Origin of the sequence: Bacillus sp. YBWC18 (assembly GCF_002998775.1) — a bacterium.
GTDB lineage: Bacteria > Bacillota > Bacilli > Bacillales > Bacillaceae > Bacillus.
Window position 1 is genome coordinate 278089 of sequence record NZ_PVRI01000003.1, and the last position, 24053, is coordinate 302141.

Sequence of the window (24053 nt, forward strand, 5' to 3'; positions counted from 1 at the left end):
TTGTGAACATTTTGTTACAAGTATTATACCACAATTGACTTTGAAGTAAACTCAATAATTGGAAAATGGGCCTTATTCCGTAGAAAGTGGCTTTTTCCTTTTCTCTCCGTACAGCTTATGCTGGCTTGATAATTGCTTGTCCGCCACATAGGTCATTGAATTTTCCCCTTAATATCTGTAAAATAATCTTTTTAAAGGACTCATGATCGGATGAATGGAAAGAGTATAGAGGAATTTTTCCTATTGTTAGAATGAAAAGTATTTCATTTTTTGAAAAATGATTGGAACCTTTCGGATGTATCTTCCGTCATATTTAAGGTGAGTTGCTTTTGAGAAAATTTCAATCTAATATAAATAAGGGCTTTTATGTTTTGTAATAAGGGTGGTTAGTTCATGAACAAGCAGAATACATCTCCGTACTATCAAGGGGATTTAATTTTTATATTTTTAGCCTTCTTTGCTATCAGTGTCATTGCGATTTATGCTGCGGGTCAATTTGGACAGTATGGATCTAATGCATGGACGAGGCAGATTATTTACTACATGGTCGGAGTTATATGTATTGTAGCCATAAATTACTTTGATTTGGAGCAATTAGAGAAGCTAAGCCTCTATATTTTTATAGGCGGCATTATGCTGTTAATTTTTCTGAAAATCGCTCCTGCACAAATCGGAGGTCATGATTTTGCTCCAATTAAAAATGGTGCAAAAAGCTGGTTTGTGATACCGGGGATCGGAACACTTCAGCCCTCAGAGTTCATGAAAATTGGTTTGATTATGATGCTCGCATCTGTTATTGGCAAGTCAAGCCCTAGAGGAAAACGGACATTAGAAGATGATATCTTCCTACTATTAAAAATTGCCGGTGTAGCAGCCGTTCCAGTTGGACTGATTTTCTTACAGGATGCAGGTACGGCAGCTGTCTGTATGTTTATTGTCGTTGTGATGGTGTTTTTATCAGGGGTTAATTGGAAGCTGATTTCTCTCATCGGTTCTGTGGTTGTGCTTTTAGTTGCCGCTGTGTTAGCCGTGATCATTCTCTTCCCTGATGTTGCGAAAACAATTGGCATTCAGCAGTATCAGATTAACCGGATTACCGCTTGGCTGCCTGATAGCTCTACGTCAGCCAATCAAGCGCAGACTCAGGATGCGTCTGGGTCTGATAAATATCAAGTAGACCAGGCCATTATGGCTATTGGTGCTGGACAGATTTTTGGGAATGGGGTTAAAAACTTAAAAGTCTATGTGCCAGAAGCACAAACAGATATGATTTTCTCCATTATAGGAGAAGCCTTTGGCTTTGTCGGATGTGCGTTTGTTGTGATCATGTTCTTCTTCTTGATCTACCGGCTTGTCGTGCTGATTGACCGTATCCATCCATATAGCCGGTTTGCGTCATTCTTCTGTGTAGGATATACAGCACTGATTGTGATCCATACGTTCCAGAACATTGGGATGAATATAGGCGTGATGCCTGTAACAGGGATTCCGCTCCTATTTATCAGCTTCGGAGGAAGCTCTGTCTTATCTGTCCTTATTGGATTCGGGATTGCTTATAACGCAAGTGTTCAATTAACGAAATACCAAAGTTATTTATTTAAATAAAACGGGTAAGGGCAGTCTAAGTATAGACTGTCTTTTTTCATGCGAGTTTTAATTTTTGAAAAGCCATATGTCTTTGTCATATGATAGTACAAGTGAAGGAGGTCTTCGAATTGAACAAAACGATAGAAACGATATTAAATCATCGGTCCATCCGTTCGTTTACAGACGAGCGTTTGTCCGAAGAAGAGGTGCTGACACTCATTAAAAGTGCACAGGCTGCTTCGACATCAAGCTATGTACAGGCGTACAGTATTATTGGTGTGACAAATCAAGAGAAGAAGGCCAAGCTTGCTGAACTAGCCGGGAATCAGCCATACGTTAAGAAGAATGGGCATTTCTTTGTCTTCTGTGCAGACTTGAAACGCCATGATGATATTGCAAAAAAAGCAGGGGAAAATCATCAAGAGGCGCTTGAGAATACGGAAGCCTTTCTCATTAGCGTCATTGATACGGCGCTCGCTGCGCAAAATATGAGTGTAGCCGCAGAATCAATGGGACTTGGGATCTGCTATATTGGTGGTCTGCGTAATCAACTGAAAGAAGTGTCTGAATTACTTGAAACGCCATCTTATGTGCTGCCGTTATTTGGTCTGGCTGTCGGACATCCAGCGAGTCAATCGTCACAAAAGGAACGGCTGCCAGTTGAACTCATTTATCATGAAAATGCATATCAGCAAGATGAAGCGCATGTGGATCGTTATTTAAAAGAATACGATGATCGTATTTCATCATATTATGAAGAACGAACAAACGGAGAGAGAAAAGATACTTGGTCTAAGCAGATGCTTCGCGGCTTTAGTCAGCCAAAGCGTGCCTTCCTTGGAGAATTTGTTAAAGAGAAGGGCTTTAATCGAAAATAAATAAGACATCCCCCCTTTCGATTGAGAGAGGGGGATTTCTGTAAGAGGTGCAGCATGATGAAATTAAGTATACTGGATCAATCTCCTTTGATCGGAGATGCAACACCTGCTGAAGCATTGAAGCAAACGGTTGAATTGGCAAAGCAGGCAGAGAAGTGGGGCTATCACCGTTTTTGGGTATCAGAGCATCACTTTTCAAACTGGCTTGCAGGGTCGAGTCCAGAGGTGCTTCTCGGTCATTTATCAGCCGTTACGTCACATATTCGTATTGGCTCAGGCGGTGTGATGCTGCCTCACTATAGTGCCTATAAAGTAGCAGAGAACTTCAGGGTTCTCGAAGCAATGGCTCCTGGCAGAATTGATCTTGGGATTGGACGTGCTCCTGGTGGTATGCCCATTTCCTCCATTGCCCTTCATCATGATGAACGAAAACGACTAGGTGATCAATATCCTGAGCAGGTAGAAGAATTGAAGGTCTATTTACACGACCTAGCGGATGAATTTTACCCGCTGCCCCATTTAACCGCTTCTCCGAAGGTAGAGACTGCACCAGAGGTATGGATGCTTGGTTCCTCTGGAGGGAGTGCAAGACTTGCGGCGAAAGCAGGTGCAGGCTATACGTTTGCTCTATTTATCAATGGCGAAGGCGGAGAAGATTCTGTGGAGCAATACATCAACCGGTTCGAACCTTCAGCATTCGGTGATGAGCCGCGCGTCAGTCTTGCGGTCTTCGTTTTATGTGCTGAAACAGAGGAACAGGCAGAAAAACTGGCAGTCAGCTTAGATTTATCCTTACTCGCCAATGAACAGGGGCAAAACCTCGGGGGCTTTCCTTCATATGAAAAGGCACAAGCTTATTCCTACAGTCCATATGAACAAAAACGAGTGGCTGCCAATCGTCAAAGGATGGTGGTTGGAACGCCATCTTCTGTGAAAAAGCAGCTGACGGCACTAGCGAAAGCGTATCGTACAAATGAAGTAATCGCTGTGACGATCACTCACCACATGCAAGACCGGCTCACATCGTATCGTTTATTAAAAGAAGCCTTTGATGCATAACGTATGTATGTCTGTTTACCGTCCACGCAGCCAATAGAGGGGGAAAAGGAGCATCATGATGAAAATAAACGCGGCTGTCACCAGCAAACTAAGCGGGTAAATGAAGGACACATAGACCGTCAGCTCGCATGCTTGATGAAAAGGACGAGGATGTTTCGCGTGTAAAAGGGTGAAAAAATACACCAAAGTGATCGTTAGAAAAAAAGCAGTCAAAAAAGAAACGATCCATAGCAATATCAACATCAGACTCTCTTTCCTCCATATATAATTGAAAAGCCTTGATGAGCTAATCCGCTCATACAAGGCTTTTCTTGTGATTCACGTTTATTCAGGATAAATATCGAAGGGTTCCTTCGTTTGAACAGTGTCTGATTTCCCTTTCAAACTTGCATACGCAAGCATTGTATACTCACCAGGTTCCAGCTTTTGACCTTGATTGATCGTGCCATTCCATTTTACACGGTGTTCTCCTTTATCAACATGTTGATAAACACCTGCTTCACCTATATACTCTCCATCTGTCGAGTAGACGAGAAATGCAAGGTTCTCAGCGCCACCAGGCAGATAGCTGCTAATGACATAGCTTCCAGCACGGTTATCCGGCTCGACGGAAACCGAAGTGACGCGCGGATAATCAGGCTCTTTTACAATCAATAAAGTAGGAATCTCTGTGACCTTTCTGCCATTTTCACGAAGGGTAATGCTGCCTTGGTACGTTCCTTTTTTGGTTTTACCGTATTTCACTTGTACCGCGGAAGTAAAGGACCCAGTGGAATTCCCTTTGACAGTGATTTTTTTCGTTCCGTTTGTGCTGATGCCGCTGCCATTGAATTTGTAATCAATGGTATACGTTTTCGGTGCTTTTGAAAGGTTTTCTACCTTGAATTTCTTCGTTTTGATTTGAACGCCTTTTTCTTTCAAGAAAGTGCCGTAAGAATAGCTGGCATCAGAAACGATAGATGACGCTTGGAGTGATTCGATGATTCGAACACTGCCTGTCCCTTGTGTGTTATGAGGGAATGGGCTGCCATTTGCGTCAAATAGTTTTTCTGCTGTATTCATCATCAGTGCTTTGATCTGTTCAGTTGTGTACGATGGTTTTGCTTGCTTGATGATCGCTGCGACCCCTGCCACATGCGGTGAAGCCATGCTTGTTCCTTGCTTTGAGCCATATCCGTAAGGCTGAGAAGGGTTATGCGTTGGAATCGTACTCACAATGCTGACGCCAGGTGCTGATAAATCAGGCTTAATCATCCAAGTATCCACAACTGGTCCGCGAGATGAGAAGTCAGCGACTTGCTCACTAAGTTCTTTGACAAATTGAATGGAGAAAGTCGTTGTATTGTTTCCAGCCTCAATGGCTTTGACAAGCGCCGTTCCTTCAGCTTTTGAAAGCTTAATCGTAGGAAGAGCGAGACCCGGTACATCGACTGGAATTTCTCCATCGGTGTTGTTATACATCACAACGCCGATTGCACCAGCAGCTTTTGCATTGTCTACTTTATCAACAAAGGCAATGGCTCCTCGTTCGATCACGGCAACCTTTCCTTTCACATCGATGTCTTCAAATGCTTTTTCGTCACCGATACCTGCATGGACGAGTGTGACTTGTTTTTGGTCAAGTGCTTTTAAATCACTCTCTTGGTAGTAGCCCATCACTTTTGCAGTAGAATAGTTCGGGAATTTCACACTATAAAGGCTGTACGGAAGTTGAGTTGCTCCGACAGAAATGGCATCTCTTGACGTGCCGGGAGAACCGACTGTCCAGCTGTTCGGTCCGCTGTTTCCATTCGATGTGACAGCGACAACGCCTTCAGACATGGCCCAATCGAGTGCGATGCTTGTGGCATAATCAGGGTTATTCACACTGTTTCCGAGAGAGAGGTTCATGACATCTGCTCCATCAGTAACAGCGCGGTCGATGCCTGCAAGAACGTTCTCAGTTGTCCCAGACCCGCCTGGTCCAAGTACACGGTACGCAAGAAGTGTGGCATCCTTTGCGACACCTTTAATTTGTCCATTGGCAGCAATTGTTCCTGCGACGTGTGTGCCATGGTCTGTCGATTCACCTCTAGGGTCTCCTTTAGGCGTCTCTTGCGGAGAATAATCGTTATCAACAAAATCATAGCCTTTGTATAAACCAAAGTTTCCTTTTAAATCAGGGTGGGTATAGTCTACTCCAGTATCAATGACAGCGACTTTTACCCCTTTTCCAGAGTAGCCGGCATCCCAAGCTTTTGGTGCACCGATAAATGGAGCGCTTTTATCCATAAGAGGGGAGACATCTTCATTTGGAAGCTGAATGCTTTCCTTTTTCACTTCATCTGTTTTATATGTAACATCCGGATAAACGGCTTTTACTCCGTCAACTGCGAGCAGCTTCGGAATTTCGTTTGCAGGAAGTTTCATAGAGAAACCAGAGAAGACTTTTTCATATTCTTGACGAACACTCGCTTTATCAATTTCTTTGAGTGCTGCATTCTTTATTTTTGTTCGAGATTTTTTGAGGGAGGCCTTTGTTTGAGCTTTGCCTTCTTGCTTGGCTTCAACTAAGGATTTTTCCTTTAATTCAACAATAACAGTGGTATGTTTTCTAGATTTTACATTGATTTCACCGAAGATTTCTGCTTTTTCTAGTTCCACCTGTTTGTTCGATGGAGCGGCAGCAGCCTGTTGACCTGTAAAGAATGTGGATAAAATAAAAATAGTAGAGAACAATAGAACAGAAGAACGAGAGATGACCTTTTTCATTAATTTTCCCCTTTCTAGCTGTGTTTTTAGGGAGATAGCCTTTCTTTTTGTGGATAAATAGGAAAGATTCACTGCCCGTTATTAAGTATTCAATACGATGAAAACAATTCCTTTACTAAAATGGTCTTATTTTACATAGTTACAAAGAACTATTTTGTTTATAAAGTCTCACTTATGCACAAACTCCTGTTGATAACTCAATTATTTAGATATATATATGGAAAATAAAAAAAACACATACACAAAATCTAGTAATGGGGTGTTGATATGTGGATAAACCCTGTTGATAAGGTGTGCTTATCTTTTGGATAGTGTGTGTATAAAATTTTTATTCAAACACCCTCATACATGATCATCTTCTCCACTTTTCAACAAAACTTCTGAAAACTAGTTTGTTTTTTCACCCAGATTGTGACAAACCTCTCTTTTTTCTCGGGATATGATAGGAGCAGTTGTTTTGCTAGAACTGCTAGATTCTAAGAAAAGCGGAGGGATGTTCAGTGAAGAAATTCAAAAACTGGTTGAGTGTATGGTTTGGTTTCATGATGAATGTGCTTGTGAATCCTGGTGTGATGATGAAGCAGCAACGGTTTCAGGCGGCTGCGGTGGATAATCGTTTCTTTCAAGGTGTGAACGAGAGAGAGCTAGAGAAGCTGGCAGAAGAAAAGAACAAGAAGCGCAGGTCAGAGAAACCGTTTAAGCAAAGTCTGATGATGCTTGATGAGAAGACGACGAGAGAGGCGCGTGCTGGCCCGCTCTTACCTTTACATGGGAGATGAAACAGGGTAAAATCCCACATAAGAAACGTTATCTGGTGGGAGAGGATACCCCTTGAAGATATATAAAATATTGAATAACAATGCAGTGGTTGTAAAGGAAGGTGATCAGGAGAAAATTGTGATGGGGCCTGGAATTGCTTTTCAGAAGGGGAAAAATGACGTCGTTCCCGTTCAAAAAATAGAGAAAATCTTTGTTGTGCGTGAAGAAAATGAGAAATTCAAACAAATTCTTGCGACATTGCCCGAAGCGCATATTGAGGTGGCAGAGCATATCATCAGTTATGCAGAGGGTAAACTGATGATGCCGCTTAGTGATCATATCCATATATCACTGACTGACCATTTATCCTTTGCTATAGAGCGCATTCAAAAGGGCATTGTGCTATATAATAAATTGCTTGGTGAGATCAAAGTCTTATATAAGCAGGAATATGATATTGGAAAGTATGCCATTCATTATGTAAAGGATCGGCTTGGGGTTGAACTGCCGGACGATGAGGCAGGGTATGTGGCACTCCATATTCATACGGCCAAAATGAATACGGAGTCTATGAAAAAGACCGTGAAATATACAACGATGATCAAAGAAATGATCGAGCATATAGAAAGCTATTTTCAGCATTCAATTGATGAGGATAGTATTTCCTATCAGCGGCTTGTGACACATTTGAGGTATGCATTAGGCAGGTTGGAATCAAATGAGGCATTTCAAATCATGGACGATGACATGCTGAGTTTTATCCAAACAAAGTATGATTTGGCTTACCGGTGTGCACGTGGACTCGCTGATTTGTTGAAAAATGAATATGAACTTCATCTCCCTGAATCGGAGATCGGCTACATCACGCTGCATGTCCAGCGTCTGCAGGATGCCGAATTGGTTTAGTGGTTGTGCCTGCATGCAGGCTTTTTTTTATGCACACTACTCTTATTAGTGTATATGGGTCAATTGATTCGAAAAAAGAGGTTGACGCACGTCTCTCTCTTATACTATGATGAAAGCGTAATCAAAATTTGATATCGTGGGATTGTGACTGCCAGGCAGGCAAGACCTAAAATTTGCGTAACGAGGGGACGTGTATGTCCTTTTATCGTTGGTGAATTTTAGGTCTTTTTTGCTTTAAAAAAGGAGGAGACAACATGGATTATCAAAAAACAGCCAAAGAATTAACAAAACGATTAGGCGGCAAAGAAAATGTCATCAGTGCCACGCATTGTGCAACAAGACTCAGATTGGTGATAAAAGATGAGGAACTGATTGACAAAGAAGCCATTGAGGAACTTGAAGGGGTAAAGGGGGCTTTCTCAAGCTCTGGACAATTCCAAATCATTTTTGGAACGGGGGCAGTCAACAAAGTATATGAACCATTTGCTCGTGAGACCGGTCTTGAGACAGGAGACGAGAAACAAAAGCCTGTCAGCCATGATGAAGCAGTGAAACAAAAAATGAATCCACTTGCACGTTTTGCAAAGACGTTATCAAATATTTTTGTACCGATCATTCCAGCAATTGTTGCAAGCGGTTTATTAATGGGCCTATTAGGCATGATGAAAGCCTTCAAATGGGCTGACCCAAGCTCTGCGATCTTCCAAATGCTTGATATGTTCTCAAGTGCAGCCTTTATCATTTTGCCGATTTTAATTGGGGTCAGTGCAGCGAAAGAGTTTGGTGGAAATCCGTATTTAGGAGCCGTTATTGGGGGGATTATGATTCACCCGAACCTGCTCAACCCGTGGGGGCTGACGGATGCGAAACCAGAGTATATGCATTTATTCAATTTTGATATTGCTCTTCTTGGTTACCAAGGAACAGTCATTCCAGTCTTATTGACTGTGTACATCATGTGTCTTGTTGAAAAGAATTTAAGAAAAGTGATTCCGAACAGTATTGATTTACTTGTGACCCCGTTTGTGACGGTGATTGTGACTGGATTTGTGACGTTTATTGCAGTTGGACCGCTTGGAAGAATGCTCGGTACTGGAATTTCGAATGCATTGACATTTATTTATGATCATGCAGGCTTCTTAGCAGGACTCATTTTCGGAGGAGCCTACTCTCTCATTGTGCTCACAGGGGTTCATCATAGCTTCCATGCGATTGAAGCAGGACTGCTGAATGATATTGGGCGTAACTATTTGCTGCCAATTTGGGCCATGTCCAACGTAGCTCAAGGCGGGGCGGGATTGGCTGTCTTTTTCTTAACGAAACGCGCGAAAACAAAAGAAATCGCACTTCCTGCAGCTTTCTCAGCTTTCCTAGGTATTACCGAGCCTGTCATATTTGGTGTCAACCTCCGCTATCGTAAGCCGTTTATTGCCGCGATGATTGGAGGCGCATTAGGCGGGGCATTTGTTGTCTTCACGAAGGTTGCAGCCAACGCCTATGGTTTAACGGGTATTCCGATGATTGCGATTGCCGCGCCATACGGTGTGCAGAATGTGGTAAATTATGTGATTGGTATGTTAATCGCTGTTGCTGTTTCATTTACTCTCACCATCATCTTTAAAGTAAAAGAAGTAGAAAAATAATCAAGGAGTGGTCACAGTCATGACAACAACTGACGCAGCACTTCGTCAAAAGGTAGCAGACCGTATTCGAAACTATGAGCATTTGGTGAAAAAAGATGTGTACCGTCAGCATTTTCATTTAATGCCGCCAGTTGGTCTTTTAAATGACCCGAATGGGTTGATTCAGTGGAAAGGGGTTTACCACGTTTTTTATCAGTGGCAGCCATTCAAAACGGGACACGGCGCAAAATTTTGGGGCCATTACACATCGACAGATCTAGTGAATTGGCAGCACGAGGAAGCCGCCCTTGCCCCAAGTGATTGGTTTGATCAAAACGGCTGTTATTCTGGCAGCGCAGTCATTGACGATGGACAGATGTATGTGATGTACACTGGAAACGTTCGCGATGAACAAGGAAACCGTGAGACATATCAATGTTTAGCTGTTTCAGAAGATGGCATTCATTTTCAGAAAAAAGGTGTCGTGGCGACGCTGCCAGAAGGATTCACCGCCCATTTTCGTGATCCGAAAGTATGGAAGCGAAATGGCCAGTGGTACATGGTTCTTGGTGCACAAAGCCTGGACCTGAAAGGGAATCTCGTCTTGTTTACCTCTGATACTTTAGACAATTGGACGTTTCAAGGCATGATTGCTGGCAGTGGAAAAAATGGATTAGAGGATTTCGGTTATATGTGGGAATGTCCAGATCTATTTGAATTAGATGGCCGGGATGTATTGATTGTGTCGCCGCAAGGGTTAAAGTCGGATGGCTTAAAATATCATAATACACATCAATCAGGCTATTTTGTTGGGAGATTGGATGATCATACCTATCAATATACGCACGGAGCGTTTGAGGAGCTGGACCGCGGCTTTGACTTCTATGCGCAGCAAACCTTTCTAGACGAATCAGGCAGACGTCTTTTAATCGGATGGATGGGGGTGCCTGATCAAGGAGAAGAGCATCATCCAACGATTTCGTATCAATGGATACACTGCCTCACGATCCCGAGAGAGCTGCGTTTAGATGATAACGGACATCTGATTCAAAAACCAGTCACTGAGCTCCAGGCGATGAGAACCAATGAACAAGAGAATGTTTTTCATATCAAACGCTCCGTCCAATCGATTCCTGTAGATGATATTACAAGCGCAGAGGTATTCATTGATCAAATTGACACACAAAAAGGGTTTGAATGCTGTATTCGAGCGGCAGCCCGTATCATTTATGATAAAGATGAAGGGAAACTGACATTAGAGCGAGATCGATTTGAAGATCGATCAAAAGAAGTTCGTGAAGTAGCAATAGAGGAATTACACGATCTTCACATCTTTATCGATGCATCGTCGATTGAGATTTTTGTAAACGGAGGCCGAGAAGTATTTACTGCACGTTACTTTCCTTCCCCGGGAAATAAATCAATCTCGATCAGTGGCAGAAATGAAACAAAGCTGAAACTGAAAACATGGCATTTACAAAGAAAAGCAGATCAATGATCTGCTTTTTCTAGTGAAATCCGCCTGCATCTTAGAACCTATAACATGTATATACAAGGGTGGTCTGAAGCGGTTTGATGACGTTTTACATATATGATAACAAGTGGAATTATGGTATCATTTTAAAATATATACAGCTGAGGCTGACGTTTATCCAAATGCGGTAGGACAAAAAGGGGTTGTTTACTTGAATTCAAAACAGCAGCCGACGACTAGAAAACGCTTGGAGACAATGGCAGATCATGTTGAAGATAAACGTGAAGAATATAAAGAATTGCTCATTCAAGTCCAATCTATTCTCGGTGAACCTTCTCTAGAGCAGGAAGAATTAAAAGAGAAGCTGTCAGATACGTATAAACAAATGAAAGAATATGCCTTATTTGTTGAATCCATTGAAGCCTTTATTCGAAAAATGGCGAAAGAATCTGATCAGCAAAAGTAACGAAATGTGATGTTTTGTTTCATTTTTATTTAAGTTATAGTGTGGAAAAAAATTATTTATAACTATCTTAGCTGTGATTTATCATTAAGATTTTTCATTTTAGTTAGAAAAGAGAGAGAAAGCCCAATTCATAAAATTATATGATTTGGGCTTTTTTTACGAATATGTTAAAATTAATATTTACCTAAAATGGTAGGGAATAATTTGTAGTTTTGTTTTTCACTATTTTAAGAAAGAGGTAGTATTAATGAGAAAAAAAATAGCTGTCGTTCTTTTGTTTACTTTAATGATTTCTTTATTTGCACCTTCTGTTTATCTTAAAGAAAATGATGACTACTCGATGCCGCCATCAAAAATGGCTTTAGTTCTCGGTCAAGAAAATAGTCATTTGGAAATTGGCTATAAAGAAACTGACGCATTTTGGGTGTTAGTCGGTCGTTTAGTATTGCAAGGTGGCTCTAAATTAATTAAAGTAGGAACGAAAACGTTTAAAAAAGCACCTAAGTCAAAAGTTGTAAATAGTTTGAAAAATTATAAAGGTGCTACATATAAAGCAGGATCAAAAACGTATAAGATAACGAAGAGTGATATGAAGCATATGTTAGAAAGGCATCATCCTAAGTATTGGAATGGAACATCTAAAAAGACCCAAACTTTTTTTGATAGTCGACTTTCTGTTAAGGATATAGAACGTATAGCAATTAATGTGGCAAAACAAAATAGAACGAAGTTATCAAAAATAAAAGTTTCAGGACAAGTAGAAGGTAAAGTAGATGGAGTGAAATATGTCCTAGGCGTTTCTAATGGTCATATGCGTCAGTTATATCCTAAATCTTAATGTTAAAGGAGATTATAAGGTGAAAATTAAAACATATATTTATATAGAAAATGAAGAGAGATATGTATCAATTCGTGACATTGAGAGTATCAAGAAATTCGTTGCTAAGAAAGAAGATTTTATGGAACAAGGGTTTACTAATTTAGAAGGGACAATCACGTTCGATCATGGAAAAAAAGGAAGAATTGAGGATTTTGAAAATCCTGATTACATAGAAGAGTTGTGGCATTATTACACAAATATTTTTGAGGAATATGTGGAAGAAGGGTATGGAAAAATATATTATCCGAGTGTTCCATTAGAGATACAGTTAGAAAAAAAATCTGATCATGAAGTGATGTTATCGCTTGAAAATCAAATTTTGATTGCCGATTATAAAGAATTTGTGCGTCATTTCATTGATTCTGGTCGTGAGTTCATTCGCTTTCTAGAAAACATTGCACCACAGGTAGATCATTCTGGTTTCACCAATCAATTGAACGATCTAGAGAAAACATGTTAAAAACAAAACCCGATTCGCCCATTAACAAGGCGAATCGGGTTTTTCTGTTCTATTTGTCAACACGATGAGCAGAATGCTTTGTTGGTCCGATGTATTCGTTTAGCTGGAAAGAGCCTTTGATGGCAGCTGTGATGAATTCTTTTGCTGCATAAATGGCTTCTTTCACGTCTGAGCCGTTTGCTAGTTCAGCTGTGACTGCTGCTGAGAATGTGCAGCCTGCGCCGTGTGTGTATTCTGTGTCGATCTTATCTGTTTCAAGTCGTTCGAAGGTTTGTCCATCATAAAGCAAATCGATCGCTTTATCTTGGCTTAGCTTACCGCCTCCCGTGATGACGACATACTTGGCACCAAGTTCGTGAATGCGTTTTGCTGCTTCTTCCATTTGTTCGATCGTTTTGATCTCACCGATTCCGCTTAATTGACCTGCTTCGAAAAGGTTAGGCGTGATGACGGTTGCCAGTGGCGTAAGCTTTTCGCGTAGTGCTTCAGCGTGCTCCGGATATAGCACTTCGTTCGCACCCTTACAAACCATAACAGGATCAATGACGACATTTTTTAGGTCGTATGTTTTGATAGTGTCAGCTGCAAGTTCGATCACGTCGACCGTTGGGAGCATACCCGTTTTCAGTGCATCTACCCCAATGCCTTCTACAATGGTAGAGAGCTGCGCACGAATCGTCGCCGTATCAATTGGAAACACCTGATGATCCCAATGGTTATGAGGGTCCATTGCAACGACAACGGTTAAAGCTGTCATCCCGTAGACGTTTTTCTCTTGAAACGTTTTTAAATCTGCTTGGATACCTGCACCGCCGCTTGAATCCGAGCCTGCGATGGTGAGTGCTTTATTCATAGACATAGTTGCTGAACCTCCAATGTGATGTGTAACAGTTACTGTTCTATCCCTTATTATAATCAGCTTTTCCATTTATCACAATGAAACGACATAAAAAAGCGTTCCACCCTAGGAGGAACGCCTTTCTCCTTACCTTTTACAAATCACCAATTTTCCTTTTTTCAGTTCGTCTAAAAGTGTTAAGGCTAATTCCTGATCCGCGCCAACCGACATCATTTTGGCCATGAGCTCGTCATCCCGGGTGCGGATGACATTGGCGATTTGATCTAAAATCCCTTGATCGACCGCTGTCATGCTTTTGGCATTCGTATGCTCTGTGACGGTATCAGAGCGTTCTGGATCGTACGCAAAAACAAAAATATCATCCTTTGCTGAATGTAGTTGTTCAATGGTCTGTTTGGCTTCTTTGCTATTTTCTACTGTGAAATATTCCATCGTGATCACTCCTTTTCATCAAAAATTCCCATTTTCCCGTCACATCAAACCGCCTTTTATATCATGAGAAGAACGTCATTTTATGTTTTAATGGAAAAAGACGAATCTATTAAAGGAGTAAGCTGAATATGAAGATTTCCTTATTAATTGTGACACATAACCGGCTCAGCGCACTGTGTGAGCTGCTTGAATCCATTACGAGACAAACTGTACAGCCTTTTGAAATTGTGGTTGTGAATGATGCAGGAGAGCGAGTCGACATCATCCAGGAACTCTACTCTGAACTTCCGATCCGCTTGATCCATTTAGATGAGAATGTCCAGCATGTGAATGCTAGAAACGTGGGGGTGCGGGAGCTGACAGGCGATGTCATCATGCTGAGTGACGACGATGATTACTTTACACCTTGTCATATTGAACGTATGAGTAAGGCGCTGGAGGACGCCGATTTTGTCTTTTCTGATGCAGAAATTGTGTCATTTGAAGAAAAAGGCGCGACCCGTTTCCCGGTGTCGAGACGTTTATTTGCTTATACAGCAGCTATTGAGGATATGCGTGTTTTTTCTACCTATGTTCCTTCCGGCAGTATGTACAAACGCTGTATACACGATGAGATTGGCTATTTTGATCCAGCGATGCATCATTATTGGGACTGGGACTTCTTTTTGCGTGTATCACAGCATGCCCGTGTCAAACGAGTGCCAGCTGCCAGCGTGATCTATGCGTTTTTTGACGGCGGTGGGAATCAGTCTAGTGATCTTGGTGAAACAAGGAAGAACTACTTAGATGATCTAAGTGAAAAGCATGAGCTGGGTGACCTGCCGACAGCTAACTTTGCTGTCTTATTAGAAGAACCAGCGATGAAAAAACGAGAATCAGAGAGTGATATTGTGTGGGACGGAAAACCGATGATCTCCAGACTAACGCAGCAGATAGAAGGAGGAGAACCCCAATGAAGCCATTTTTAAATGATAGCTGGTGGGCTGTGATGAAAAGTGAATTTGAACAGCCGTATTATCAGGAATTACGTGAATGGATGAAGGAAGAATATCGCACGCAGACCGTTTTTCCGAAACCGGATGACGTTTATCGTGCGCTTCATTTGACGTCTTATGAAGAGGTCAAAGTGGTGATTTTGGGACAAGACCCTTATCATGGCCCAGGTCAGGCACATGGATTAAGCTTTTCTGTTCAGCCTGGCGTGAAGCATCCGCCATCATTGAGAAATATTTTTCAGGAGCTAAAGGATGATCTTGGCTGTCCTGTTCCAAATCATGGCTCACTTGTGAGCTGGGCAGAGCAGGGTGTGCTGCTCTTAAACACTGTGCTGACCGTGAGAAAGGGCGAGGCGAACTCGCATAAAGGCAAGGGCTGGGAACGTGTGACAGACCGTGTCATTGATGTGCTGAATGAACGTGATCAGCCCGTCGTTTTTGTGTTATGGGGAAGACATGCTCAAAATAAGAAAGAACGCATTGATCAAAACAAGCATTACATCATTGAGTCACCTCATCCAAGTCCTTTTTCTGCAAGAAACGGCTTTTTTGGCAGTCGTCCGTTTTCAAAGGTAAACGCGTATTTAAAGCAAATGGGGATCGAAGAAATCAACTGGTGTATCCAAGGTATTGAGTGAAAAGAGGACGAGGGGAGAGCCCCTTCGTCCTGTTTATTTTAAAAATTTACGAACCAAGTCTAGTCCGTTTTTCGCATCTGGATAACGGAAGGAAAAATCGAAGCGATTGGTTTGGCGCAGGACGCTTTTTTCATGTGTAAAAGTAAAGAAGCTTTCTTTCCCGTGATATCGTCCCATGCCGCTTTCGCCCACGCCTCCGAATGGCAGGTAAGGAGTAGCGACATGCATGAGCGTGTCATTGATACATCCTCCGCCAAATGAGAGATGGTCTAGGATATAGAATTCTGTTTCTTTACTTGTTGTAAATAAGTAAAGAGCAAGCGGCTTCGGCCTTGTTTTGATCATATGCGCTGCCTCATGCAGAGAATCAAAGGTCATGACAGGCAGAATCGGTCCGAAAATTTCCTCCTGCATGACGGGATCTTCCCATGTGATGTGGTCTAAAATGGTCGGAGCGATTTTGAGCTCGTGTTCATTGCGCTGTCCACCCGTGACAATCGTTCCATTTGAGAGGAATTGTGAGAGTCTGTCAAAATGACGCTGGCTGACATTTTTCCCAAAGTGCGGATGTGTTTCAGGGTGTTCACCATAAAAGTCCCGGATACAAGCTGTCATTTCCCGCAAAAGGTCCTCTTTAATGGACTCATGAACGAGCAAATAGTCTGGCGCAATGCATGTTTGCCCTGCATTGGTGAATTTGCCGAAAGTGATTCGCTTCGCCGCTAGTTTGATGTCTGCATCAGGCATGACGATGCAAGGGCTTTTTCCGCCAAGCTCAAGTGTGACAGGTGTCAAATGCTTTGCGGCGGCTTCCATGACGATTTTGCCGACTGCCACACTTCCTGTAAAGAAGATATAATCAAAGGGCAGTTTCAGCAGCTCTGTACTGACATCTACACCGCCTTCTACGACAGCTGCATGGTCTTCTTGAAATACACGTTCCACCATTGCGCTGATTATTTGTGAGACTTGCGGCGTCAGCTCAGACGGTTTTAAGATGACGGCATTACCCGCAGCAATAGCTCCGACTAATGGAGAAAGAGCCAATTGGAAAGGATAGTTCCAAGGAGCAATGATGAGCACACTGCCGTAAGGTTCCTTGATGATCATGCTTTTCGATCCGATATGAGTCAGAGGTGTTCGCGCGCGTGTTGGCTTTGCCCATTTGTGAAGGTGCTTGATGGTATGATTGATTTCTTCGTATACCATCCCAATCTCTGTTGTATAGGCTTCTTGTTCGGATTTATGTAAATCATGGGCTAAGGCTTGTAAAATATCCTTTTCATGCTGTTTGATTTCTGCTTTTAAGTCTTTAAGGAGACGGATGCGTTCTTGAACCGGCGGCTTTTGAAAGACTTTTTGTTTCTGAAAAAGAGAAGTGAGTTTGTCCATTATTCAATCCTTTCATAGACGATTTTGTTCCTTTTATTATGTGTGAAGGGCTATGACGGGTCAAATAAGAGAGGCGGGAGCGCACTGCTTTGAAAAAATGAACCCATTTCGTTTGTTCATTTGGTAAAATAATGTTGAAAAGAGACTTTTTTAGATTGGAGGGTCTACCCTTGAATATTCATATATCAAGCCTGCTTCAAAAAATGGAGGAAGCGGTTCAAAAGGCGAAACAAAGTGGAAATGATGAAGAGGTGAAACGTCATGTGGCAGCGATTTCTTCACTATGTGAGGTCATTCTCGATGCACCATCACAGGTGCAAATGCCGCAGTCGCCGGTTATCTCGCCACCTTCTTCGATACAGACACCGTCCGCGCCGCCCGTATCCTCAGATCAAGCCATGCTTGAGAAACTGATGGGTGCGAGTGGTGCGAAGAAATTTCAGCATCAAGAAGAGGGGCAAAAAGAGAAGGATGGGAACGGCGACTCTATTTTTGATTTTTAATGGTCTTGTCTCGACAAAGGGAAGGTGATCGGTTTGAAACTATTTTTGGGCGCCATTCAGTGGATGGCATTTTTTATCGCAGCTTCTATTGCCGTACCTATTGCGATTGCACAAGCGTTTGAATTGAACCAAGTGCAGTCAGCGGAGCTGATTCAAAGTACATTCTTTTCACTTGGTCTTGTGGCGATGGTGCAGTGTTTATGCGGCCATATGCTGCCGATCAATGAAAGTCCAGCAGGGCTTTGGTGGGGTGTGTATACCCTTTATGCAGGCATGACAGGAACAATTTTTGCGACGTATCCTGAAACCCTGCAAGCCTTACAGGGGGCTTTAATTTTTAGTGCCGCTTTCTTTTTTATTTTTAGTTTATTTAAAATCATTAATTGGCTCGCGTCTTTATTTACGCCAGTCGTCACAGGCATTTACTTGCTGCTGCTAGTTGTGCAGTTAAGTCAGCCGATCATGAAAGGGCTGATGGGCATCGGCTATCGAGGAAATCAGGTGGACGGGCTTGTCTTTTGCTTATCGATCTTGATTATTATCCTTACCTTCATGATCAGCCGCTCAAAATGGCATTACTTAAGGCAGTTTTCTGTGTTATTTGCCCTTGCAGGAGGCTGGCTGTTATTCGCTCTACTCGGGTTGGCAAAGCCGGTTCGAATTCCAGAAAAAATCATCGAGTTTCCGAAGCTGTTCCCATTCGGCATGCCAGTCTTTGACAGTGGATTGCTTGTCACGTCCTTTTTCATTACGATCTTACTCATTGTGAACATGCTGGCAAGTATTCGAATTGTGGAAAGTTCAGTGAAGGCATTTGGTGAACTGCGTGAGCGGAAGAGAGCTCGGCCGGCTGGTTTTGTCGCAGCATTTGGTCACTTACTGAGCGGATTGATCGGTGCCATTGCGCCTGTACCTATTTCCGGAGCAGCAGGATTTATCCAGACAACGAAAATTCCATCGAGAAAGCCATTTTTCATAGGAAGTCTGCTCATTGTACTCATTAGTTTGTTCCCGCTGCTCATGAGCTTTTTCTCCGCACTGCCATCACCTGTGGGGCTTGCTGTAAACTTTGTGGTGTTCTCCTCGATGATTGGGATTGCGATGTCTGAGTTTGATCAGTATGAGAAAGAAGAAATTCCGCGGATTCGCTTTGTCCTAGGGATTGCCGTTTTAGCAGGTGTAGGGGCGATGTTTGTACCGCAGGGAGCCTTGAAAGGCATGCATCCTGTGCTCATTTCATTATTAAGCAATGGTCTTGTTCTAGGTACACTCATTGCGATCGCGGTCGATCAAGTCCTGTTACGAAAGAAAAAGAAATCCGACAATCTCGTGTCAACGTAAAGGGAAAGTTGAATGTCGTCTGTCACCCGCGCTATGATAAACATAATTGACGAGATAAGGAGAATGACGAATGAAACTATTTTTCATTTTAGGTGCGATTAATGCCATGCTAGCTGTTGGACTCGGAGCCTTCGGTGCGCACGGTCTGGAAGGGAAAATCCCTGAAAAGTATATAGACATATGGAACAAAGGGGTTCAATATCAGATGTTCCATGCGATTGGATTATTTATTGTCGCCTTTCTTGCAGATAAGCTGTCAGGTGTTTCTCTAGTTCCAACTGCTGGCTGGGTGATGTTTGCAGGCATCCTTTTCTTCTCAGGAAGCCTTTACGTGCTGGCATTGACACAGGTGAAGATTCTAGGTGCCATTACCCCAATTGGCGGAGTGGCGTTTATCGCTTCTTGGATCATGCTTGTCATTGCAGCAGCAAAAAATTTATAAGTCAAAAAACCGATCCTCTGAGAGGGGCATCGGTTTTTTTCTTAATTCCAGTAAGGGGCATAATTTGGCGGTGCTTGATAATAAGGGACGTAGTGAGACGGAGGGACAGGATTCGTTTGTGCCTCCTCTTCTCTGTGGCAAAATGGTCCGATAAACACACTCGGCTTCACAGGCTGTGTCGCCTGCTTCCACTGTGTTTCGTTCATGCAATACGTATGTGCCATGATGTGAGCAGGGGTGAGGGTGAGAAGGTCTGAGCCTAGGATCACTTCTGGCGTAGATGCGTTAAAAATGGCTAACAAATGAGTTCTGTCCTGAAGGGCAACTTCGTAGTGCCACCAGCCTTGAGGTACGTTTGCCACCTGTCCAGGGGTGATGGTATAGGTGTGCAGTTTTTTTGTAAATGGATTCAGCATCGAGACGGCAGCAGAACCGGCTATACAATAAACAAGCTCTGCGGCATTTTGATGATAATGAGGCTCTACGACTTTGCTTTTACTCAAATATATATCCAGCAGGGATACTTGATCCAACGAGTTTAATTGTTTTTTTCCTAAAACATTAATCAGATTGTGCTGATCGTACTTCACAAGGGGGCTTTGATTCAGATCGTATGAATATTTAACGTTTGGTGATGTATAATCCAGCTCAACAGTCATTGATGTCACCTCTAGGCGTTTGATAAAAACTACTAGGCATCTTATGACCAGCGCCCTAGAGGTGTGACAAAAACCTAGTCAAAAGAAAAAAGCAAGGGCGCCTGCTCCTTGCTTTTGCTATATGTGGCGTTATCTATCTCGGAGAATACGTGGACATGGAGTATGGATAGTCGTATTGAATTTCCCCATCAAATGTAATGTAATCAAGGTAGATCGTTAATAGTAAGTATCGTGTTCCTGTCTTGTTATCACTAATGATAATGTGGTCACGTCCTGCAGCTTCAATGACGCCTCTAAAAATCTTCGAGTTCCATTCCTTGCTCGCCTCAAATGTCATATAAATCGTGGCTACCTTGCCGCGGTTCAATCGTAAAATATTTTCAATATAGGACTGCTCAATAGGCAGCTGTCCGGTGACATTCTGCTGATAAATCGGTCCAGAAGGAATTTGATATGGCTGCCCGCCGCCCTGCGTTCCTTGGCCTCCTTGTGAAGTGCCGGTAGATGGCATTGGCGAAAACCCCTGCTGCATTTGTCCTTGCATTTGACCCTGCGTTTGGGGAGGGACTGAATAACCCATCTGCTGCGCAGGATACGGATTTGCTCCATATTGCTGCTGGCGAAAATCTTGACCTTCGAAACCCGAACCTTGCCCAAATTGATTTTTCAATTTCATAACGTTCCTCCTCTTTCCTCATGGTGTTCTAAACAGAAGGCGCTTAAGCACCTGTTGTTTCCATAGCATTCTTTCTCTCTTTCACACTATGAGACAGGAGGATGGAATATGTACATTGAACGAAAAAAAGGAACTGCGGTGCAGTTCCTTAGGTGCAGGCAAACCCTCGCGTTCTTTGTCAGGTCTGCGTTTCGTTGCTCACGAATATGATGCTCAACCTTCCTTACATCATCCAATTTACAGCGTGCTGGACATCAAATAAAAGTGTGATGATGACAAAACATACCGCAAGCGGTGTGATCACAATGAAAAAGGCTTGCCATAATCTGAGCTTCATCACAGCGGCAATGCCTAAAACAGTCATTCCAAATATCCACGTCTTTGCATAAGCATCAATCAGTGTCAAAAGATCGAGATAATACCAAACTTCATAATGCTGATCTAAATAAGGTGAGATTTTGACAAACGTATACGGACCAAGCATTCCAATAGTGAAAATCCAACTGAGTGAAAATAAAGCGGAAGGGAAAAAGATCGTCAGCGTGCAGGCTTTGAGCACATCTCGATACGCCGGTTGACTGCCGAAAAAAAGACGCCCTAACCACTTTAGGATGAGTACACCGAAAAATAGAACCAGATTGCCTGCAAGAATACCATATCCCGCTCCTTGTAACAGAATAAAAGGGAACGGAATATGATTGCCCATATACTCGCTAAAATAACCTTCGTAGACCCAGCCTGTACCAGCGATACTTGCAAGGAGCATCATCAGCCAAATTGGAATAGAGGAACGTTGATATGAGCGAATAATCGTTTTTGTTGCGACGAAAATTTTAAAAAATCGAAAATAACCTTTTGCTTCCTCTTCTTGGGAGTGATCATTCTTCATAGATTCCAATGTTCTTTACTCCTTTAATACACATAAATGATTACTTATATTACCAAAAAGTTTGCAATTTTCAAAGGTAGATCGATAAAAAAATACAATTTTATAAAAAATAGGTCATTCTACAGTCTCTTTGAGAGGAGACACATATGATAAACATAGTTTGAAAGAGACCGAGGTGAAAACTTTGACAAAAGTAACTGTCATTATGACGAGCTACAACAAGGCGGCTTACGTCGGCAAATCGATTGAAGCGGTCCTGCATCAGACGCTGTCAGACTTTGAACTATTTATCATGGATGATGGTTCAAACGAAAAAACCCTTGCTGCGATTGAGCCCTTTCGCAAAGATCCCCGTGTTCATTTTATCCAAAGCGGTGTCAAATCGCTGGAGGAGAGAACAGTGAAAACCCGATACGCCGTCCTGATTAATCAAGCATTAGAACTGGCAAAGGGCGAGTATATTTCCTATGCCACAGATGACAATGTCTATGCCCCGGACCGTTTAGAGAAGCTCACTCATTATCTAGATGCACGACCAGGTGAGGATATTGTCTATTCTGCATCGAAAGTAATCTATTTAAATAGCAAAAAAGAGCCAGTAAAGGAAACGATTCGACCTGCGCAAACGGTGCAATGGAATGCACCCTGTGCCATTGATCATTGCTCAGTCGTTCATCGTGCATCTATTTTATCAAAGATTCAAGCTGAATTTGGGTCTTACTGGGACGAGAGTCCGCATTTTTATCGAATAGGAGATGCCCGGTTCTTTTTTCGATTAAATCATTTTTATCCGTTCTATCCCTTTGATGAAGTTTTAGATACAAATTACATCACAGAACAGTCGATTCACTATCAGCTGGCAGAAGAAGAGAAAAGTGCCTTTATTCAAGCACTTCCTGAGCAGTCTACCTGCTGGGAGCTCCGCCACATATTAAAACAAAGACATGGGAGGTGACCTGAAGTGTCGCACTATATTCATCATTATTGGCAGGTGTACTTTGAGTATGTGAATCTCATGAAGGATTTGTCCTATAAACAAATTCCTCTTGGGTTGATCAGCAATTTCTATCAATATATCAGTCCTGAAGTGAGGGAACGCATGGAGGAGGAAGCATTCGGTCAAGAATTGACAACCGATTGTCCATTGCCGGAAGAGATTCAGCCATTTTTTGATCAACATAAGCAGCAGATCAAGCGAATTGCTTATCGTCCGGCGAATGGAAAGGTATTGCTTCACTTTGAACATCTGCGTTTTACTGAACAAAATTACACGCGGTTCCATACGAGTCAAACGGTGGTGCTCGCTCGCTGGAAGAAGGCAGATTATTTCGGTTTACCCGTCATCAGCAAGCCGGAATTAGCCGGAGAGGTTAATAAAGAAGCCCATGCTGAATATATTGAAAAAGCAAATGCTCTCCTTAAACCTTACGCAAAGCACCCCGTCTTTGGCAATGTCTTTTTTAGAGAAAAGCTTCGGAAGGACATTGTGCAATTTATTGATGTGATTGACCAGACAGAAGTTCTATTTCAGATGGAGCCAATTGCAGCCGTCATTGTGGGGACGACGGAGGATGCTTACAGCCGCGTACTGGCACTGCAAACAGTGAAACGCCAGCTCACGAGCATCTGTCTTCAGCACGGCGCACTTATGGGAGACGAAGCCTTTTTGCCGATTTTCACGACGTGTCATGGGGTGTTTGGAAAGTATGAAAAGGACTGGTATGTAGACAAAGGCTGTCAGCCGGAACAGGTGGAGATCACAGGTCATCCGAGGTTTGATTTGGTGAAGGATCGAACGCCGCTTCAACAGGAACTCATCTTTCGTAAATTGAACTTCAATCCTGCCAAAAAGACCGTGCTTGTGGCAACGCAGCCGTTCTCAGAAGCCTTCTATGGTGATGTTCTTAAAACGATTGCAAAACGGAAAGACATTCAGTTGATCATGAAGCCGCATCCGTGGGAAATTGCCCGAAACCGATTAAATGAGTATGTGTCCATTGAACGAGCTGGAAATCATGTGAGATTGATTAAAAAAGATATCGACTTATATGACCTGCTGCCATATATGGATATGGTCATTACGCTCACATCAACCGTCGGTCTTGAAGCAATGCTCTTTGAAAAGAGTGTGCTGATCGGGAAAATGACAGAAGGCAGAAGATACCCTTATTACGAGTCGCTTGGCAGCTATCATATGGAAAACCCTGTTGAACTGGCTGAGAAAGCCATTCGTATTTTGTCGGATGATCAAGAGATGAAGCTGGCAAAGCAGCAAGGAGCTCAATTCATTAAACAACATTATCCGCATGCGCGATCGACCGATGTTCTGCTTTCTCTGCTTAAAACAAAAACAGGTGTGGATTTTCAGAGATGAAGATAGGGGTG

24 protein-coding genes are annotated in these 24053 nt (G+C 42.6%); 17 read left to right on the top strand and 7 right to left on the bottom strand.

The genetic code is table 11. The features are described from left to right. The first annotated feature begins 393 nt into the window (after positions 1-393). The 3 genes from C6348_RS10835 to C6348_RS10845 all read left to right on the top strand — a co-directional run bounded on the left by C6348_RS10835 (position 394) and on the right by C6348_RS10845 (position 3524). Complete coding sequence (locus C6348_RS10835; RefSeq protein WP_106043022.1) at positions 394-1605, top strand: FtsW/RodA/SpoVE family cell cycle protein; 1212 nt, start codon at positions 394-396, stop codon at positions 1603-1605. Positions 1606-1715: 110 nt separating this feature from the next. Then, on the top strand, positions 1716-2465 hold the full coding sequence (gene nfsA, locus C6348_RS10840; protein ID WP_066031565.1) for an oxygen-insensitive NADPH nitroreductase: 750 nt from the start codon (positions 1716-1718) through the stop codon (positions 2463-2465). A 54-nt stretch (positions 2466-2519) separates the two neighbouring features. Then, positions 2520-3524, top strand: coding sequence for an LLM class flavin-dependent oxidoreductase (locus tag C6348_RS10845; RefSeq protein WP_189293915.1), 1005 nt, complete (start codon positions 2520-2522; stop codon positions 3522-3524). 324 nt (positions 3525-3848) lie between these two features. Here C6348_RS10845 and C6348_RS10855 read toward each other — a convergent pair whose 3' ends face one another. Further along, a complete protein-coding gene (locus C6348_RS10855) occupies positions 3849-6275 on the bottom strand; it encodes a S8 family peptidase (RefSeq protein ID WP_106043024.1) in 2427 nt (808 codons plus the stop codon). Positions 6276-6775: 500 nt separating this feature from the next. Between C6348_RS10855 and C6348_RS10860 the strand changes: the two genes are divergently transcribed. From C6348_RS10860 to C6348_RS10890, 7 genes are all read left to right on the top strand, one after another. Then, a complete protein-coding gene (locus C6348_RS10860) occupies positions 6776-7054 on the top strand; it encodes a hypothetical protein (protein ID WP_106043026.1) in 279 nt (92 codons plus the stop codon). Positions 7055-7106: 52 nt separating this feature from the next. Beyond that, positions 7107-7940: a PRD domain-containing protein gene (locus C6348_RS10865; protein WP_106043028.1), complete on the top strand. Its 834-nt coding sequence runs from the start codon at positions 7107-7109 to the stop codon at positions 7938-7940. Between the two features lie 254 nt (positions 7941-8194). Beyond that, positions 8195-9583, top strand: a complete 1389-nt coding sequence (locus tag C6348_RS10870) for a sucrose-specific PTS transporter subunit IIBC (protein WP_106043030.1) — start codon at positions 8195-8197, stop codon at positions 9581-9583. Positions 9584-9602: 19 nt separating this feature from the next. Further along, on the top strand, positions 9603-11060 hold the full coding sequence (locus C6348_RS10875) for a sucrose-6-phosphate hydrolase (RefSeq protein WP_106043032.1): 1458 nt from the start codon (positions 9603-9605) through the stop codon (positions 11058-11060). Between the two features lie 187 nt (positions 11061-11247). Then, a complete protein-coding gene (locus C6348_RS10880; RefSeq protein WP_008359596.1) occupies positions 11248-11502 on the top strand; it encodes a hypothetical protein in 255 nt (84 codons plus the stop codon). A 247-nt stretch (positions 11503-11749) separates the two neighbouring features. Next, positions 11750-12340 carry a hypothetical protein gene (locus C6348_RS10885; RefSeq protein WP_106030641.1) on the top strand — a complete coding sequence of 197 codons (591 nt, stop codon included), beginning with the start codon at positions 11750-11752 and terminating at the stop codon, positions 12338-12340. Between the two features lie 19 nt (positions 12341-12359). After that, a complete protein-coding gene (locus C6348_RS10890) occupies positions 12360-12842 on the top strand; it encodes a hypothetical protein (RefSeq protein WP_106043034.1) in 483 nt (160 codons plus the stop codon). A 49-nt stretch (positions 12843-12891) separates the two neighbouring features. On the opposite strand, the gene C6348_RS10895 is transcribed toward C6348_RS10890, so the two are convergent. Both C6348_RS10895 and C6348_RS10900 read right to left on the bottom strand, forming a co-directional pair. Continuing rightward, a complete protein-coding gene (locus tag C6348_RS10895; protein WP_034660396.1) occupies positions 12892-13701 on the bottom strand; it encodes a bifunctional hydroxymethylpyrimidine kinase/phosphomethylpyrimidine kinase in 810 nt (269 codons plus the stop codon). A gap of 126 nt (positions 13702-13827) precedes the next feature. Then, positions 13828-14133 carry a YflT domain-containing protein gene (locus C6348_RS10900; protein WP_106043036.1) on the bottom strand — a complete coding sequence of 102 codons (306 nt, stop codon included), beginning with the start codon at positions 14131-14133 and terminating at the stop codon, positions 13828-13830. 128 nt (positions 14134-14261) lie between these two features. Here C6348_RS10900 and C6348_RS10905 point away from each other — a divergent pair, with 128 nt between their 5' ends. Together C6348_RS10905 and C6348_RS10910 are read left to right on the top strand one after the other, a co-directional pair. Beyond that, positions 14262-15089, top strand: coding sequence for a glycosyltransferase family 2 protein (locus tag C6348_RS10905; RefSeq protein WP_034660394.1), 828 nt, complete (start codon positions 14262-14264; stop codon positions 15087-15089). Next, on the top strand, positions 15086-15766 hold the full coding sequence (locus C6348_RS10910; protein ID WP_034660393.1) for a uracil-DNA glycosylase: 681 nt from the start codon (positions 15086-15088) through the stop codon (positions 15764-15766). Before C6348_RS10905 ends, C6348_RS10910 begins: the two co-directional genes overlap by 4 nt. A 33-nt stretch (positions 15767-15799) precedes the next feature. Here the strand turns inward: C6348_RS10910 and C6348_RS10915 are convergent, their stop codons facing one another. Then, positions 15800-17158, bottom strand: a complete 1359-nt coding sequence (locus C6348_RS10915; RefSeq protein WP_106043038.1) for an aldehyde dehydrogenase — start codon at positions 17156-17158, stop codon at positions 15800-15802. A 170-nt stretch (positions 17159-17328) separates the two neighbouring features. Here C6348_RS10915 and C6348_RS10920 point away from each other — a divergent pair, with 170 nt between their 5' ends. The 3 genes from C6348_RS10920 (at position 17329) to C6348_RS10930 (ending at position 19444) form a co-directional block, all read left to right on the top strand. Continuing rightward, positions 17329-17661 (top strand): YwdI family protein, encoded by a 333-nt coding sequence (locus C6348_RS10920; protein WP_034660391.1) that lies wholly within the window; start codon positions 17329-17331, stop codon positions 17659-17661. Between the two features lie 33 nt (positions 17662-17694). Next, complete coding sequence (locus C6348_RS10925) at positions 17695-19002, top strand: purine/pyrimidine permease (protein ID WP_034660390.1); 1308 nt, start codon at positions 17695-17697, stop codon at positions 19000-19002. Positions 19003-19072: 70 nt separating this feature from the next. Beyond that, positions 19073-19444 carry a DUF423 domain-containing protein gene (locus C6348_RS10930; protein WP_106043040.1) on the top strand — a complete coding sequence of 124 codons (372 nt, stop codon included), beginning with the start codon at positions 19073-19075 and terminating at the stop codon, positions 19442-19444. A gap of 41 nt (positions 19445-19485) precedes the next feature. Here the strand turns inward: C6348_RS10930 and C6348_RS10935 are convergent, their stop codons facing one another. From C6348_RS10935 to C6348_RS10945, 3 genes are all read right to left on the bottom strand, one after another. Then, positions 19486-20103, bottom strand: a complete 618-nt coding sequence (locus tag C6348_RS10935; RefSeq protein ID WP_106043042.1) for a cupin domain-containing protein — start codon at positions 20101-20103, stop codon at positions 19486-19488. 133 nt (positions 20104-20236) lie between these two features. Then, entirely contained in the window at positions 20237-20779 is a 543-nt protein-coding gene (gerQ, locus tag C6348_RS10940) for a spore coat protein GerQ (RefSeq protein ID WP_034660388.1), read from the bottom strand. Between the two features lie 223 nt (positions 20780-21002). After that, complete coding sequence (locus C6348_RS10945) at positions 21003-21668, bottom strand: YIP1 family protein (protein WP_223251560.1); 666 nt, start codon at positions 21666-21668, stop codon at positions 21003-21005. A 184-nt stretch (positions 21669-21852) separates the two neighbouring features. On the opposite strand from C6348_RS10945, the gene C6348_RS10950 reads away from it, so the two are divergent. Next, the gene (locus C6348_RS10950) at positions 21853-22623 is read left to right on the top strand and encodes a glycosyltransferase family 2 protein (protein ID WP_189293916.1); all 771 of its coding nucleotides are present in this window, start codon (positions 21853-21855) and stop codon (positions 22621-22623) included. A 6-nt stretch (positions 22624-22629) separates the two neighbouring features. Then, a complete protein-coding gene (locus C6348_RS10955; RefSeq protein ID WP_034660386.1) occupies positions 22630-24042 on the top strand; it encodes a capsular polysaccharide export protein, LipB/KpsS family in 1413 nt (470 codons plus the stop codon). Positions 24043-24053 lie beyond the last annotated feature (11 nt).